Source organism: Propioniciclava sp. MC1683 (genome assembly GCF_014164675.1).
Taxonomy (GTDB): Bacteria; Actinomycetota; Actinomycetes; order Propionibacteriales; family Propionibacteriaceae; genus Propioniciclava.
On the sequence record NZ_JACJFX010000010.1, the window covers coordinates 20,777 to 35,998 of the forward strand.

15 protein-coding genes are annotated in these 15,222 nt (G+C 72.3%); 2 read left to right on the plus strand and 13 right to left on the minus strand.

Annotated elements, in window-relative coordinates; genetic code table 11:
* The 3 genes from H5397_RS08395 to H5397_RS08405 all read right to left on the minus strand — a co-directional run bounded on the left by H5397_RS08395 (position 1) and on the right by H5397_RS08405 (position 3,598).
* Entirely contained in the window at positions 1 to 1,107 is a 1,107-nt protein-coding gene (locus H5397_RS08395; protein ID WP_182816707.1) for a GuaB3 family IMP dehydrogenase-related protein, read from the minus strand.
* Positions 1,108 to 1,112: 5 nt separating this feature from the next.
* Positions 1,113 to 2,633, minus strand: a complete 1,521-nt coding sequence (guaB, locus tag H5397_RS08400) for an IMP dehydrogenase (protein WP_182816521.1) — start codon at positions 2,631 to 2,633, stop codon at positions 1,113 to 1,115.
* Positions 2,634 to 2,734: 101 nt separating this feature from the next.
* Positions 2,735 to 3,598, minus strand: coding sequence for a DUF1731 domain-containing protein (locus tag H5397_RS08405; RefSeq protein WP_182816523.1), 864 nt, complete (start codon positions 3,596 to 3,598; stop codon positions 2,735 to 2,737).
* A gap of 62 nt (positions 3,599 to 3,660) precedes the next feature.
* Here H5397_RS08405 and H5397_RS08410 point away from each other — a divergent pair, with 62 nt between their 5' ends.
* Entirely contained in the window at positions 3,661 to 3,999 is a 339-nt protein-coding gene (locus H5397_RS08410; protein WP_182816525.1) for a hypothetical protein, read from the plus strand.
* On the opposite strand, the gene H5397_RS08415 is transcribed toward H5397_RS08410, so the two are convergent.
* From H5397_RS08415 to H5397_RS08455, 9 genes are all read right to left on the minus strand, one after another.
* Positions 3,970 to 4,470, minus strand: a complete 501-nt coding sequence (locus tag H5397_RS08415; RefSeq protein ID WP_220492128.1) for a hypothetical protein — start codon at positions 4,468 to 4,470, stop codon at positions 3,970 to 3,972. The two genes, H5397_RS08410 and H5397_RS08415, sit on opposite strands and share 30 nt — an antisense overlap.
* Entirely contained in the window at positions 4,467 to 4,859 is a 393-nt protein-coding gene (locus tag H5397_RS08420) for a co-chaperone YbbN (protein ID WP_182816527.1), read from the minus strand. The genes H5397_RS08415 and H5397_RS08420 overlap by 4 nt, the downstream gene beginning before the upstream one ends.
* Positions 4,860 to 4,914: 55 nt before the next feature.
* Positions 4,915 to 6,342, minus strand: a complete 1,428-nt coding sequence (mptB, locus tag H5397_RS08425) for a polyprenol phosphomannose-dependent alpha 1,6 mannosyltransferase MptB (RefSeq protein ID WP_182816529.1) — start codon at positions 6,340 to 6,342, stop codon at positions 4,915 to 4,917.
* A gap of 57 nt (positions 6,343 to 6,399) precedes the next feature.
* Positions 6,400 to 6,903: an Lrp/AsnC family transcriptional regulator gene (locus tag H5397_RS08430; RefSeq protein WP_182816531.1), complete on the minus strand. Its 504-nt coding sequence runs from the start codon at positions 6,901 to 6,903 to the stop codon at positions 6,400 to 6,402.
* A gap of 250 nt (positions 6,904 to 7,153) precedes the next feature.
* Entirely contained in the window at positions 7,154 to 8,758 is a 1,605-nt protein-coding gene (gene groL, locus H5397_RS08435) for a chaperonin GroEL (protein ID WP_182816533.1), read from the minus strand.
* Positions 8,759 to 8,769: 11 nt separating this feature from the next.
* On the minus strand, positions 8,770 to 9,066 hold the full coding sequence (gene groES / locus H5397_RS08440; protein ID WP_182816535.1) for a co-chaperone GroES: 297 nt from the start codon (positions 9,064 to 9,066) through the stop codon (positions 8,770 to 8,772).
* 163 nt (positions 9,067 to 9,229) lie between these two features.
* Entirely contained in the window at positions 9,230 to 10,411 is a 1,182-nt protein-coding gene (locus tag H5397_RS18825; protein ID WP_182816537.1) for a class I SAM-dependent methyltransferase, read from the minus strand.
* Positions 10,412 to 10,413: 2 nt separating this feature from the next.
* Positions 10,414 to 10,803: a hypothetical protein gene (locus H5397_RS08450; protein WP_182816539.1), complete on the minus strand. Its 390-nt coding sequence runs from the start codon at positions 10,801 to 10,803 to the stop codon at positions 10,414 to 10,416.
* Positions 10,800 to 11,153, minus strand: coding sequence for a hypothetical protein (locus H5397_RS08455; protein WP_182816541.1), 354 nt, complete (start codon positions 11,151 to 11,153; stop codon positions 10,800 to 10,802). The genes H5397_RS08450 and H5397_RS08455 overlap by 4 nt, the downstream gene beginning before the upstream one ends.
* A gap of 103 nt (positions 11,154 to 11,256) precedes the next feature.
* Here H5397_RS08455 and galE point away from each other — a divergent pair, with 103 nt between their 5' ends.
* On the plus strand, positions 11,257 to 12,273 hold the full coding sequence (gene galE / locus H5397_RS08460; RefSeq protein ID WP_182816543.1) for a UDP-glucose 4-epimerase GalE: 1,017 nt from the start codon (positions 11,257 to 11,259) through the stop codon (positions 12,271 to 12,273).
* Between the two features lie 1,204 nt (positions 12,274 to 13,477).
* Here galE and H5397_RS08465 read toward each other — a convergent pair.
* On the minus strand, positions 13,478 to 15,196 hold the full coding sequence (locus H5397_RS08465; RefSeq protein ID WP_182816545.1) for an NAD-dependent malic enzyme: 1,719 nt from the start codon (positions 15,194 to 15,196) through the stop codon (positions 13,478 to 13,480).
* Positions 15,197 to 15,222: the final 26 nt, after the last annotated feature.

Here is a 15,222-nt window from a genome sequence, read left to right on the forward strand (position 1 = left end):
TCAGGCGTGGACCACGATCTCCACGCGCTGGAACTCCTTGACCTCGGTGTAGCCCGTGGTACCCATCGCCTTGCCGAGCGCGCCGACCAGGTTCATGGTGCCGTCGGGGGTGTGCGAGGGCCCGCGGACGATCTCCTCCAGCGTGCCGACGCGGCCCATGCGGACGCGCTCGCCGCGCGGCAGCTCGGGGTGCCAGGCCTCGGGGCCCCAGTGCCAGCCGCGGCCGGGGGCCTCCTCGGCGCGGGCGAGCGGGGTCGAGACCATGCAGGCGTCGGCGCCGCAGGCGATGGCCTTGGCGATGTCGCCGGAGCGGCCCAGCGCGCCGTCGGCGATGACGTGCACGTAGCGGCCGCCGGACTCGTCCATGTAGTCGCGGCGCGCGGCGGCGACGTCGGCAACGGCCGAGGCCATCGGCACCTCGACGCCCAGCACGTGGCGGGTGCGGCCGGTGGCGGCGCCGCCGAAGCCGACGAGGACGCCCGCGGCGCCGGTGCGCATCAGGTGCAGCGCCGCCTGGTAGGTCGCGCAGCCGCCGACGATGACCGGCACGTCGAGCTTGCGGATGAACTCCTTGAGGTTCAGCGGCTCCTGCGCGCTGGAGACGTGCTCGGCCGACACGGTGGTGCCGCGGATCACGAAGAAGTCGACCCCGGCGCGCTCGACGACGGACGCGAACTCCTGCGCCCGCTGGGGGCTCAGCGCCCCGGCGACCGGGACGCCGGCGTCCCGGATCTGCTTCATGCGCTCGGCGATCAGCTCGGGCTTGACCGGCTCGGAGTACAGCTCCTGCATGCGGGCGGTGGCGGCGACGGCGTCGCTGATCTCGGCCAGCTCGGCGAGGATCGGGTCGGGGTCGTCGTAGCGCGTCCACAGGCCCTCGAGGTTGAGGACGCCGAGGCCGCCCATACGGCCGAACGCGATGGCGGTGTCGGGCGACATCACCGAGTCCATCGGGGCCGCGACGATCGGGAACTCGAAGGTGAGGGCGTCGATGCTCCAGGTGAGCTTCACGTCCTGCGGGCTGCGGGTGCGCCGCGTCGGGACGATCGCGATGTCGTCGAAGGAGTACACCTGCGTTGCGCGCTTGGCGCGGCCGATCTCGATCATCATGCTCACTTCTGGGTGTAGTTGGGGGCTTCGACGGTCATCTGGATGTCGTGCGGGTGGGACTCGCGCAGGCCCGCGGAGGTGATGCGGACGAACCGGCCGCGCTCCTGCAGTTCGGGGATGGTGCGGGCGCCGGAGTAGAACATCGACTGCTTCAACCCGCCGATCAGCTGGTAGGCCACGGCGGCGAGCGGGCCGCGGTAGGCGACCTGGCCCTCGATGCCCTCGGGCACGAGCTGGTCGTCGGTGGACGCCGAGGCCTGGAAGTAGCGGTCGGAGGCGTACGAGCCCTGCTTGCCGCGGGCCTTCATGGCGCCCAGCGAGCCCATGCCGCGGTAGCGCTTGAACTGCTTGCCGTTGATGAACACGAGGTCGCCGGGGCTCTCGTCGCAGCCGGCGAGCAGCGAGCCCAGCATCACGGCGTTGGCGCCGGCCACGAGGGCCTTGGCGATGTCGCCGGAGTACTGCAGGCCGCCGTCGCCGATCACGGGCACCCCGGCCGGCTTCGCGGCCCGGGCGGCCTCGTAGATCGCGGTGACCTGCGGGACGCCGACGCCGGCGACCACGCGCGTGGTGCAGATCGAGCCGGGCCCGATGCCGACCTTCACCGCGTCGCCACCGGCCTCGACGATGGCCTTGGCGCCCTCGTAGGTGCCGACGTTGCCGCCGATGATGTCGACGTGGGCGGCCAGCGGCTCGGCCTTGAGGCGGCGGATGAGGTCCATCTCGGCGCGACTGTGGCCGTGGGCGGTGTCGGTGACCAGGGCGTCCACCCCGGCCTCGACCAGGAGCATCGCGCGCTCCCACGCGTCGCCGAAGGTCCCGATCGCGGCGCCGACGCGCAGGCGGCCCTGCGGGTCCTTCGTCGCGTCGGGGTACTTGTCGGACTTCACGTAGTCCTTGAGCGTGATCAGGCCGGTGAGCCTGCCGTCGGCGTCCACGAGCGGCAGCTTCTCGATCTTGTGCTTCCCGAGCAGCTTGAGCGCCTCGTCGGCCGGCATGCCGGGGTGGCCGGTGACCAGCGGCATGCGGGTCATGACGTCGCCGACGCGGCGGTTCGGGTCGTCCTCGAAGCGCATGTCGCGGTTGGTGATGATGCCGACCAGGCGGCCCTCGGCGTCGACCACGGGCAGGCCGGAGATGCGGTAGGTGCCGCACATCTCGTCGACCTCGCCGATCGTGGCGTCGACGGTGGTGGTGATGGGCTGGTCGACCATGCCGGCCTCGGACCGCTTCACGCGGTCGACCTTGCTGGCCTGCTCGTCGGCCGACATGTTGCGGTGCAGGATGCCCAGCCCGCCCTGGCGGGCCATCGCGATGGCCATGCGGGCCTCGGTCACCGTGTCCATCGCCGAGCTCAGCAGCGGGACCCGCAGCGAGATGCGCCGGCTCACCTGCGTCGTGGTGTCGACCTCGTTGGGGATGACGTCGGACTCGTTCGGCTGCAGCAGCACGTCGTCGAACGTGAGGCCCAACGGCGCGAACGGCGCCGGCACTCCAGAGGGGGTCAGGTCATCGAACGACATCTAGTTTCTCCACCTTCGGCCACGGGCCACTCGACAGGCCGTCAGTCTATCCCCGGCCCCCGACAGGGCCCGATTCCGTCCCGCCCGGTCGCGGCGGCCGCTCACACGACGTCGGCCAGCGCCGCGTCCAACCCGCCGAACCGGTAGGTGAAGCCCAGTTCCACGGGGAGGATCTGCGGCACGATCCGCTGGCTGGCCATGATCACCTCGGCGGTGAGGTCGGGGCCGAAGCTGGCCCGCAGCAGCGCCTCGGGGACCGGAAGGCCTGGGCGCCGGCCATGGGCGCGGGCCAGGGCGGCGACGAAGTCAGCCTCGCGCACCGGCTGGGGCGCCGCGATGACCACCGGGCCCTCGTGGCGGCCGGTGAGCAGGAAGATGGTGGCGGCGACCCAGTCGGCGATGTGGATCCAGGAGCGCCATTGGCGCCCATGCCCCATCCGGCCGGCGAGCAGGCCGCGCTTGCGTCGCTCCCACATGCCGCCGGGCACACCCAGCACCACGGGCGTCCGGAGCAGCACGGTGGGGACGGGCGCGTGCCGCGCGGCCGCCTCCCACGCGGCCGTGGACTGGGCCAGCCACCCGCGGCCCACCCCGGAGTCGGCGTCGAGCACGACCTCGCCGCGGTCGCCGTGGAAGCTGGTGGCCGACAGGTTCGCGTACCGCTGGCAGCGCCCGTCGGGCTCGAGGTGGCTGACGACGGTGAGGGAGCCGGTGACCTGGCTGCCCCGGATCCGGTCCCGGACCGCCGGCGTCCAGCGCGTCCAGACGTTGGCCTCGAAGACGTTGGCGACGGCGTCCACGTCGGAGAGGCCGGGGCCGTCGATGCGGCCCGCCGCCGGGTCCCAGCGGCGCTCGCCCGGGCCGGACGCCTCGCGCTCGACCAGCCGCACGACATCGTGGCCGGCCTCGGCCAAGCCGTCGGCCAGCGGTCCTGCGAGTCGTCCCGAGGTCACCGCCACGCGCATGGGACGAGTGTAGGCCTCCGGAGGGAGACCGTTTACCATACCCGTCGGGGTATCGTGGTTCCATGCCCGACCGCGACCTGACCGACCGTGCCCGTACCACCCGGGACGGGGCGATCGCCCGCTGGGCGGACGCGGCCGGTGGTGGGTCCACGTGCCGCATCGGCGGGGGCACCGACCGGGTGGCGCTCAAGCGGGCCGAGGGTGCCGCGACGGCGCTGCGCCAGCTGGTGCGACGGCTCGACGGGGGCGAGGACGCCGCCTCCGCGCTCGCCGAGGAGCTGGGACGCTGGTCCTCCCCCGCCCTGACCGACCGCGGTGACGACTGGCGCCACTACACCGAGGGCGGCCTGGCGGCGCTGGAGGCGCTGGCGTCATGCGCTGACGGGCTCGCCGGGGCGTGAGCGCTGCACCGGCAGCGCGCACGCGATCTCGCCGCGCAGGCGGCGGTCGAGGGCCCAGACCAACAGCACGAGCCCGATGACGCCGAGTACCGGCTGCACCGGGGCGAACCACTGCAGCGCGCCGGCGTAACCGAGCGCGAGCAGGGCCACCTTGTTGCACACCGGGCACCCGACCGCGAGGTAGGCCAGCAGGCCGCCGACCAGGCCACTCGAGGGAACCTTCTCGTCCCCGGCGCGCACGTAGGTGGCACCGAGCAGGCCACCCAGCACCGCGGTGGCGACCAGCACGGGCCACGCCCACCACGTGGTGGGGACGTCACGCCCGAAGACGGGGTTGGGGATCATCGCGGTGGGCAGACCGACGACCAGGACGGTGCCGATCGCCCACGCGGCCGCGACCGCCCAGCGGCGCCGCGGCCAGGCCAGCAGGGCCCGCCACGCAGTCACGCCGGCGACCGGGGAGCGCCTCACGAGGCCCCCGTCTCGCCGGCCTCGCCCGCCTCCGCGGCCGGCGTGGCCTGGCGCCGGACCTCGTCGACGTCGAGCGCCGCCACGGCGCCCACGAGCTGCTCGAGCCCGGCGGCGTTCATCGCGCCCGCCTCGCGGTAGACGAGGACGCCCCCGCGGAAGGCCATGAGCGTGGGGATGGCCTGGATCTGCAGCGCGCCCGCGAGCTGGCCGTACGCCTCGGTGTCGAGCTTGCCGAAGACCACGTCGGGGTGGGCCTCGGACACCTTCTCGTACACGGGACCGAAGCGCAGGCACGGGCCGCACCAGGACGCCCAGAAGTCGACCAACACGGTCTCGTTGTCAGTGATGGTAGCGGCGAAGTTCTCTTCGGTCAGCTCGTCGGTGGCCATGGCCTGCCTCTCGGGAAGTCGGTGTCACGCACCATGATACATACCCCCGGGGGTATCAGTCCACGTACCCGTGCCAGACGACGGTCTGGAACGCGTTCCAGACCAGGAACGCCACGACGAAGCCGGCGACCCAGAGGCGCTGGCGGCGGGTGAGGGGCACCAGCCCCAGGAGCGCGAGGCTCCAGGGCACGTACCACGGGTGCATGGCCTGGCCGAGCACCGCGAGCGCGAGCGAGCCCCAACCGACCGCCGCCACCGGGCGGTCGGAGAACCGGATGACCACCCAGGCGAGGACGGCGAGCAGGGTCACGTTGGAGGCCATCCCGACCACGAACCGGAAGGGGGCCGGGTCGGCGCCCAGCCACTCCACCAGATAGCCGCCGAACTGGCCGAGCAGCGCGAAGGGCCCCGGCGTCCCGGCGGTGCCCATGAGGGTCAGCCAGGCCGTCCAGCCGAAGCCCTTGCCGGTCACGACGCCCAGCGCCACGAACACCGCCACGGCGATCGCAGTCACCCCCGCGGTGCGTAGCCCGAGCACCCAAAGGCGGCGCGCGAGCGGCAGCTCACGCAGCCGGAACAGCAACGGGACGCCGGCCACGGCCAGCACGGTCAGCCCGGCCTGCTGCTTCAGCGCCATCGCGACGCCGACGAGCACGGGGGCCACGACCCAGACCAGGAGCCGCGACCGGGCCCCGCCGAGCGGGGTCTCCAGGGCGACCACCACGACGTACACCGCGAGGAGGGACACCCCCGCCATGAGGGCGTCGTTGTGCGCGCCCCCGATGAAGTGGACCAGCAGCAACGGGTTCAGCAGCCCCCACCACGTGGCGCGGCCGGGCGCGAGCGGGTCGGTGGGCGACAGGTGCGCCGCGATGCGCGGCAGGGTCAGGCCGATCAGGACCACGCCCAGGATGGCCGGCAAGCGCATGGCCGCGACCGACCAGTAGTCGTCGGCGCCGGTCAGGGCCACGATGGCCTGATTCACCAGCAGCGACAGCGGCGGGTAGGCGACGCCACTCCCCCGCCACAGCGGGTCGACCGAGTCGGCGAACGGACCGCCCGCGCTGCCGAGGCCCTCGGCGTACACGGAACCGCCGGAGTTCTCGATCCAGCCCGAGTCGGCGTACAGCACGGCGTCGGCCGAGAGCGTGGGCGGCGACCAGAGCAGCGGGAGCGCCCACACGGCCAGCAACCATCCCGGACGCCCCACCGGCGGCCGTCCGGCACGCGGGCGCAGGCGCCACCAGAGCACGGCCAGAACCACGGCGCCGAGGACGACCGCCACCCGGTTGAGCGGCATCGGCAGGGCGGTGCCGATCGCCATCACGACCGGGTCGAGCCAGCCGTCGGGGTGGAACGCGAACTCGGGGTGCGCCGACCCCCAGGCGACGAGGGCGGAGGCGAGCGCGCCCAGTCCGGCCGCGAGCCCCCACGGGAGGGTGCCGCGGGCGTCCGGGGTGGGTTCGGTCACCGCTGCGCTCACTCTCGGCAGCCTAACGAAGGCGGTTCGGCGGCGCGATGTCGCCCCGCTCCGGGGCGGTCAACCGCGGGCGGCCGGCCGTCCCGCCCGCCTGGGACGGGCCAACCCCGCACGCAGGAGCGGGCGCACCCGGTACCCGATGACCTCGCGGAGGTAGACGCTGGTCGACGTGCGGGTGATGCCCGGGCACAGCCGGATCTCCTCGGCGACCCGGTAGAGGTCGTCGGGGTCGCGGGCCACCACGTGGCAGAGCAGGTCGATGTCCCCGGCGGGCGCGTGGCACTCGAGCACCTCGGGGATGCGGCGCAGCGCCTCGACCGCGGCGTCCAGCTGGTGCTGGTCGAGCTCGGCCGCGACGGTGGCGTGCAGGCCTCGACCCAGCGCGGCGGGTGGGATGAGGCTGCTCGTCAGCCGGAACAGCCCGTCGGCGCGGTAGCGCTCGAGCCGGGCCTGGATCGTGCCGCGGGCCAGGCCCGTGCGCTCGCTCAGGGACAGCACCGTCATGCGGGGGTCGGCGTCCAGCTCGAGCAGCAGGCGGCGGTCGATGTCGTCGAGCTGGTACACAGCGGCTCCTTCGCGGGTTTGATCAACCTGGCGGCTGGATCCTCACCCAATCCGATCAGATTGACCAGCAGTTGTGCAACGAGTTGTGCACCACATCGCTTCGGGGCTGGAATGGTGCACATCAGGTGCGAGGCCCTCACGAGGGGCCGGGCGCCGCCGGACCACCCCCGCGCCACCACCCGCGGGCCGAGGTCGGGAAACGGATCGGGGCCCCCACGCCAAGCGTGGGGGCCCCGAAGGTTTCGCTCACTCAGTGGGCGTGGCCGTGGCCGTCCTCGTCGTCCTCGGGCTTCTCCACCACCAGGGTTTCGGTGGTGAGCAGCAGGCCCGCGATGGACGCCGCGTTGGCCAGGGCCGAACGCGTCACCTTGACCGGGTCGATGACACCGGAGGCGATGAGGTCCTCGTAGGTGCCCGTGGCGCCGTTCCAGCCGTGGCCGGGCTGCAGCTCCTTGACCTTGGAGACGATGACGTAGCCGGGCTCGCCACCGTTCTCCGCGATCCAGCGCAGCGGCTCGACGACGGCCTTCTCGACGATCTGGACGCCGACTCGCTCGTCACCGGTCAGGCCGAGGCCGTCGGAGAGCACCGAGGCGGCGTGCACGAGGGCGGAACCGCCACCGGCGACGATGCCCTCCTCGATGGCCGCACGGGTGGCGCTCACGGCGTCCTCGATGCGGTGCTTCTTCTCCTTCATCTCGACCTCGGTCGCAGCGCCGACCTTGATCACGCACACGCCACCGGCCAGCTTCGCGACCCGCTCCTGGAGCTTCTCGCGGTCCCAGTCGGAGTCGGTGCGGGAGATCTCGCCCCGCAGCTGCTCGACGCGACCCGCCACCGCGGACGCCTCGCCGGCGCCGTCGACGATGGTGGTGTTGTCCTTGGTCACCACGACGCGGCGGGCGCGGCCCAGCACGTCGAGGCCGACCTGGTCGAGCTTGAGGCCGACCTCGGCGGCGACGACCTGGCCGCCGGTGAGGATCGCGATGTCCTCGAGCATGGCCTTGCGGCGGTCGCCGAAGGCGGGGGCCTTGACGGCCACCGAGGTGAAGGTGCCGCGGATCTTGTTCACCACGAGGGTGGACAGGGCCTCGCCGTCGACGTCCTCGGCCACGATGAAGAGCTGGCCGCCGGCGCCGATGACCTTCTCCAGCAGCGGCAGGAGGTCGGCCATCGAGCTGATCTTGCCCGAGTGGATGAGGATGTACGGGTCGTCGAGGATGGCCTCCATGCGCTCAGGGTCGGTCACCATGTACGGCGACAGGTAGCCCTTGTCGAACTGCATGCCCTCGGTGAACTCGAGCTCGGTGCCCAGCGTGTTGGACTCGTCGACGGTGATGACGCCGTCCTTGCCGACCTTGTCGAAGGCGTCGGCGATGAGCTCGCCGATCTCGGAGTCACGGCTGGAGATCGTCGCGACCGAGGCCATGTCGGCGGTGGTGTCGACCTGGCGGGCGACCTTGTGGAGCTCCTCGCCGAGGGCGTCCACGGCCTTCTCGATGCCGCGCTTGATGCCGACCGGGTTGATGCCGGCCGCAACGGCGCGCAGGCCCTCGTGGACCAGCGCCTGGGCGAGCACCGTCGCCGTCGTCGTGCCGTCACCGGCGACGTCGTTGGTCTTGGTGGCGACCTCCTTGGCGAGCTGTGCGCCGAGGTTCTCGTAGGGGTCGTTGAGCTCGACCTCCTTGGCCACGGTCACGCCGTCGTTGGTGATCGTCGGGGCGCCCCACTTCTTGTCGAGCACCACGTACCGGCCCTTCGGGCCGAGCGTCACCTTCACGGCGTTGGCGAGGGCGTCGACGCCACGCTCGAGCGAGCGGCGCGCCTCCTCGTCAAACTGAAGGATCTTGGGCATGGATGACTTCCTTACTTGGAGACGACGGCGAGGATGTCACGAGCGTTCAGGAGCAGGTACTCCTGGCCGTCGTACTTGACCTCGGTGCCGCCGTACTTGGAGAAGATGACGACGTCGCCCTCGGCGACGTCCAGCGGAACGCGGTTGCCGTTGTCGTCGATGCGGCCGGGACCGGTCGCCACGACCTTGCCCTCCTGCGGCTTCTCCTTGGCGGTGTCGGGGATGACCAGGCCCGAGGCGGTGGTGGTCTCTGCCTCCAGGGGCTGGACGAGGACGCGGTCCTCGAGCGGCTTGATCGTGACGGTCACGATGGTGCCCTTTCTTCGTGTTGGGGCCCCGGTGCGGGACCCACGGTTTCGTTCGATGTGCGCCGCCCAGGCGTCGTCGCGGTGCCGCCGTGGGCTGGCAGACTCGATGGTCGAGTGCCAACACAGACTCTATCCACGCGTTGGCACTCGTTCAACCCGAGTGCTAATCCGGGAGGGACTGCGCCTGCCCCGCCCGCCCGCACACGAGGACGCGCGCCCCGTCCCGGGTGGGGGTGACCACGAGCGTCGCGACCCCCCTGCCCCTGAGCCTGAGTCGCCGGCGCAGGGCGGCGGGGTCGAACTCGAGGCCGCGCTTCTTGATCTCGAGAGTACCGACGCCGCGCTCACGTACCCACGCGCGCAGCACCTTCTCGTCGAACGGCAGCACCTCGCGCACGGCGAAGACCGTCGCGAAGGGGGTCGGCATGTCCCACGGGGCACTCAGGTAGGCGATGCCGTCGGTGATGCGGTGGGCCTTCACCAGCCCGGCGAACTCGTCGACGAGCCCGGCGCGGACGACCGCCCCGTCGGGTTCGTAGAGGTACTCCTCGATAGCGCCCACCCCGGCAGACGGACGGCCGGTGTCGGCGAGCTCGACCCCGTCGACGATCGCGGCGCGGCGGCCCGGGCGGGCGCCCGGCCCGGCCCACAGGGCGCACTCGACGACGCTGCCGGCGTCGGAGACCCACTCGGCCTCGACCGTGTCGACGATCAGGCTGTGCGGCACCCCCGGCCCGAGCTTCACGCATGCGGGGCGGGTGCCGTCGAGCAGCGCCTCGACGAACGGCCACGGCGGGCTGAGGTCCTCCACGCGCCACGAGCGGCCGGCCCCGGTGCGGCGGGCAGGGTCGGCGAACACGGCCAAGTCGGGGTCGGACGCCGCGAGCTGCGGCCACAGATCGGTGACGTCGCCGACGAGCACTTCGGTGCCGAGGTTGGCCTGCGCGAGCACGGCGGTGACCTCGTCGCGCTCGACGGCGATGACGTGGAGGCCCGCGTCCTGGAGCGCCAGCGCGTCCACGCCGAGGCCGCACCCGAGGTCGGCGACGCGCGTCGCCCCGGTGGCGGCGAGCCGGGCAGCCCGGCGGGCGGCCACCGGCCAGCGCGTGGCCTGCTCGAGGCCGTCGGCGGTGAGGAACAGGTTTTCGGCGCGGGGCCCGAGCTTGGCGACGGCGCGGCGGCGCAGGGCGACCTGGTCGAGGACGGCCGCCGCTTGGTCGGGTTCCACGAGCGCGCGCAGGCGGGTGGCGGCACCGAGCGATCCCGGGTCGGCCTCGGCCGCGGCAGCGCGCAGGGCCGGGCCCGCGGCGTCCGAGACGAGCCAGCGGGCAGTGGCGACGTCCACGCTCAGCCGACGATGTGGATGACGACCAGGCCGTCGGGCGACTTGGTGCCCGCGACCTCCCACGCCCAGTCGACCGCGCGGGTGATGCCGGCGGCCAGGCCGTACTTCGCGCGGGTCGCGGTGGCCGCCTCGGCGAGCTGGTCGCCCTCGGTGACGAGCTCGGCGCGGCCCTCGAACACCGGCTCGGTACGCAGGGCCTTGCCGGAGCCGGACGCCGCCTGCACCGACACCACGTGGCTGTGGCCGAGCCGGTCGACCCACGGGGTGCTGTGCGGGGTCCAGATGCCGACCGTGTCCTCGCCCAGCCGCACGACGTACTCCGACGACGTGGTGGCCGTGCCGTCGGCGGCGAAGGTGGTCACGCAGATGCGGTCGGCGTCGCCGAGGCTCACGGGTGGGTCCCGTCGGCCGGGCCCTCGGGCAGGGCGCCGCGCTCGGCCGCCTTGTTGGCGATCGCGGCGCTGCGGCCGGAGTTGACCTCGTCGAGCGTCGAGCGGCGGACCTGTCCCTGCGTGCGCGTCGGCAGGCCGAGGCCCAGGCCGAGCAGCAGGCCACCCGCGAGCGCCACGCCGGCGATCATGGTGGTCGTCGTGACCGGGTTGGCGATGACGCGCGCGCTGTCGTAGCGCTGCGCGGCGCCGATGATCTCCTGCATGTCCCAGCCGAACCGGAACAGCCAGACGCCCGCGCCGACGAGCGCGGCGAGGCCGAGCAGGCCGAGCAACCACTTCAGAGGCTTCATGGGCGGCAGCCTATCGCCGGGCTCCGGCGGGGCGGCAAGCCATCGCCCGGGGGACTCCCCGGGAGGACTAACGTTGGGGGGGCGACCCAGGAAAGGACCAGCGATGCGCGTTCTCGTCACCGGCGGCGCCGGCTACATCGGCTCCCACACCACCCTCGCCCTCCTGCGCGAGGGCCACGAGGTGCTCGTGGTGGACGACCTGTCCAACAGCTCCGAGGAGTCGCTGCGCCGGGTGGCCGGGCTGGCCGGGCGCGAGGCGTCCTTCGTCGAGGCGAACGTGCGGGACGAGGCTGCGTTGGAGGAGGCCTTCGCCGGCTTCTCCCCCGAGGCCGTGATCCACTTCGCCGGCTGGAAGGCCGTGGGCGAGTCGACGCAGATCCCGCTGACGTACTACCGCGAGAACCTCGAGTCCACGATCACCCTGCTCGAGGTCATGGCCCGGCACGCGTGCCACAAGATCGTGTTCTCGAGCTCGGCGACCGTGTACGGCGAGCTGTCCGAGCCGCCCTTCGTCGAGGACGCCCCCACCGGCGCCACCAACCCCTACGGCCGCACCAAGCACATGATCGAGCAGATCCTGGAGGACGCCTCGGCGGCCGACCCCGAGCTGCGCGTGGCGGTGCTGCGCTACTTCAACCCGATCGGCGCCGACCCCTCGGGCCGCATCGGCGAGGACCCGAAGGGCATCCCCAACAACCTGCTGCCCTTCGTGGCCCAGGTCGCGGCCGGGCGCCGCGAGAAGCTGATGGTCTTCGGCGACGACTACGACACCCCCGACGGCACGGGCACCCGCGACTACATCCACGTGGTCGACCTCGCCGCCGGACACCTGGCCGCGCTGGCGAAGCTCGAGACCTCCGGCGGCTACCACGTCTGGAACCTCGGCACGGGCAACCCCACCTCGGTCCTGCAGATCGTGCACGCGTTCGAGGAGGCCTCGGGCATCCAGATCCCCTACGAGATCGTCGCCCGCCGTCCCGGCGACGTGGCGTCCTCGTTCGCCGACCCCGCCAAGGCCCAGGCCGAGCTCGGCTGGCGTGCCGAGCTGTCCGTCGAGCAGGCCTGCGCCGACACCTACCGCTGGCAGTCCGCCAACCCGAACGGTTTCGCCGACGCCTGATGGCTCGGGTCACGTGGCTCACAGACCAGCCGTCCGTGACAGATGCGCCTCGTAGGTGAATCCGCGCCTGCTCGAGCAGGTGCAGATTCACCCAACACGCGTGGCTGAAAGCATGGAGCCGCCCCGGCCTAGGGTCGCCATCCCTGGCGCTCGAGCGCGGTGCGCAGGAGCTTGCCCAGGGCGCTGACGCTCCAGGCCTGGGCCCAGCCCCACGGGTGACCCAGAACCCAGCCTGCCGGATGCTCTCCTGCCTGCGGTTCTGCGCGACCATGACGTCCTCGGGTGACTGGTCGTTCCCCTCGACCCGGCGGTACTTGACCTTGCCGTCGACCTCGCCGATGAGGTTCCAGTCCTCCCACCCGAAGTCGCCGCGTGCCACGACGAGCCCATCGACCTCGACGCGGAACTGGGGAACGGGTTGGGGCAGCCCCGTGCGGGAGATCATCACCCGGCTCACCGATTCGGCCACCGACTCGGAGCGGCCATCGGCGAAGGCGATCACCTGACGCGCCTGCTCCACGCCGGTCATTCCCTTGCTGGCCTGGACCACGGCCAACAACGAATCCCGCGAGACGTCCCGGGCCAGGGCCTGGTCGGCGGCCACCACGGCCCACGCGTGCTGGGCTGTCCGGGCGAGGTCTACCACCGTGCGGGCGAGGGACGTGACGCGCAGGTCACCCACCGTCACGACATCGTCCGCGGTGAACCGGGCGCAGTGAAGGTGGTAGGTCGCCGTCCGCCTGCCGCGGCCCGGTGGCGGCGTGGTCAGGTCCACCAGCCGTGGGTTGTCGACCTGCACCGCCAGCCCGTGGGCGATGGCCGCCGAGGCGTGCGAGAGCACCACGGAGTCACGGTGCGTGCTGAGCAGGGCCGCGGCCCGCACCAGGTGCTCGTCGCGCGGGGACAGCTCCCGGGCTGGGGTGTAGACACGGCGCGTGAGCCTGACCAACTCATGCGCAGCGACGGCGCGGCGCACCTGGTACGGGGTCCAGCCCGCTGACCTCAGGGCAGGGATTGATCTCAACTGGGGGTCGTCCATGCCTCCAGCCAACCGGTCCCGGTGCCGCCGGGCACCAAACCGGGTGCGTCGCCTGTGGACAACACGGGACAGACGCGCCTGATCGGTGAATCCGCACCCCCTTCAGCAGGCGCGGATTCACCGACGAGGCGCATATCTGCCGATCGAGGCCCGGCACCCTTGGCGTCAGTCCTCCAGGACCAACTCCGGGTAGACCGGCTGCCACATGGCGTCGAAGACCTCCTGCACGGGGTCGGTGAGGGGCTCACCGGCGACGCCCTCGGCCTCGGCCGCCTTGGCGACGGCGATCGCGACGGTCGCGGACACGCGACGCAGGTCGTTCAGGGCCGGCAGGATCGACTGGCCGGGACGGCTGATCCGCACCAGCGAGGCCAGCGCCTGCGCGGCAGCGCCGATCATGCCGTCGGTGACCCGCGAGGCCCGGCAGACCGAGACGCCCAGCCCCAGCCCCGGGAAGATGAACGCGTTGTTGGCCTGCGCGATCGTGTACTCGACACCCTCGTGGCCGACCGGGTCGAAGGGCGACCCGGTGGCGATGAGCGCCCGCCCGGACGTCCACTCCAGCAGGTGGGCCGGGGTGGCCTCGACCAGCGAGGTCGGGTTCGACAGCGGCATGATGATCGGCCGCTCGGTGTGGGAGGCCATGTCGGTCACGATCTCCTGCGTGAACGACCCCGGCTGCGCCGACGTGCCGATCAGGATCGTCGGGTGCACGTTGCGCACCACGTCGGCCAGCCCGATGTGGCCGGGCTCGTCGAGGGTCCAGTGCTCGACCTCGCCGTGGGCCCGACCGTAGGGCCGCTGGAAGTCGCGCGCCTTCGCGCCCGGGCCGTCCGTGACGAGGCCACGGCTGGCAGTGACCCAGAACCGCTGGCGTGCCTGCTCGGGGGTCAGCCCCTCGGCGACCATGAGGTCGACCAGCAGGTCGGCGATGCCGATGCCGGCCGTCCCGGCCCCGTGGATCACGACGCGCTGCGCGGAGAGCTTCTCGCCCTTGGCGCGCACCCCGGCGAGCGCGGCGGCCCCGACGACGGCCGCGGTGCCCTGCACGTCGTCGTTGAAGGTGCACACCTTGTCGCGGTAGGTGGTCAGGATCCGGTGGGCGTTGTCGGCGCCGAAGTCCTCCCAGTGGATCATCGCGTGCGGGAACACCCGCTGGACCCCGGCCACGAACTCCTCGATGAACGCGTCGTAGCGCTCACCGCGCACGCGCGCCTGGCGCAGGCCGAGGTAGAGGTCGTCGTTGAGCAGGCGCAGGTTGTCGGTGCCGACGTCGAGCACGACGGGCACCATGCGATTCGGGTCGACGCCCGCCGCCGCGGTGTAGAGGCTCTTCTTGCCCAGGCAGATCTCGACGCCGCCGACCCCCTGGTCGCCGATGCCGAGAATGCCCTCCGAATCGGTGACGATGACGATGTCGACGTCCTCGGCGCGGCGCCCCATGGCCAGCAGCGACTCGTCGATCACCTCGGGGGCGTTGATGTTGAGGAACACGCCGTGGATCTGGCGGAACATCATGCTGAATTCCTGGATCGCGTCACCGATCGTGGGGGTGTAGATGATCGGCATCATCTCGGCCATGTGCTCGCTGACGAGGCGGTAGAACAGCACCGTGTTGCGGTCGCGCAGCCCGCGCAGGTACGCGAACTGCTGCAGCGGGCTGCCCGCGGCGAGGAAGCGCTGGTAAGTGCGGTGCAGCTGGCCCTCGAGCGGGGTCGAGTGCGCCGGCAGCAGGCCAATCAGGCCCAGCTTCTGACGCTCCTCCTGCGTGAAGGCCGTGCCCCGGTTGAGCCGCGGGATGCGCAGGATGGCGCTGCCCCGGGCGTTGACCTTGATCCGGGTGCCGTGGTTGCCGGCCAGGACCTCGTACGCGCGCTCAGTCATGTCGCCACCCTAGGCCCGGACGGACG

Excerpts from the sequence above, each read along its gene's own strand:
- H5397_RS08405 (WP_182816523.1), bottom strand. The coding sequence starts at position 3,598 with ATGCGCGTGGCGGTGACCTCGGGACGACTCGCAGGACCGCTGGCCGAC.
- H5397_RS08465 (WP_182816545.1), bottom strand. The coding sequence starts at position 15,196 with ATGACTGAGCGCGCGTACGAGGTCCTGGCCGGCAACCACGGCACCCGG.
- H5397_RS08410 (WP_182816525.1), top strand. The coding sequence starts at position 3,661 with ATGCCCGACCGCGACCTGACCGACCGTGCCCGTACCACCCGGGACGGG.
- H5397_RS08395 (WP_182816707.1), bottom strand. The coding sequence starts at position 1,107 with ATGATCGAGATCGGCCGCGCCAAGCGCGCAACGCAGGTGTACTCCTTC.
- galE (WP_182816543.1), top strand. The coding sequence starts at position 11,257 with ATGCGCGTTCTCGTCACCGGCGGCGCCGGCTACATCGGCTCCCACACC.
- groL (WP_182816533.1), bottom strand. The coding sequence starts at position 8,758 with ATGCCCAAGATCCTTCAGTTTGACGAGGAGGCGCGCCGCTCGCTCGAG.
- guaB (WP_182816521.1), bottom strand. The coding sequence starts at position 2,633 with ATGTCGTTCGATGACCTGACCCCCTCTGGAGTGCCGGCGCCGTTCGCG.
- H5397_RS08455 (WP_182816541.1), bottom strand. The coding sequence starts at position 11,153 with ATGAAGCCTCTGAAGTGGTTGCTCGGCCTGCTCGGCCTCGCCGCGCTC.
- H5397_RS08420 (WP_182816527.1), bottom strand. The coding sequence starts at position 4,859 with ATGGCCACCGACGAGCTGACCGAAGAGAACTTCGCCGCTACCATCACT.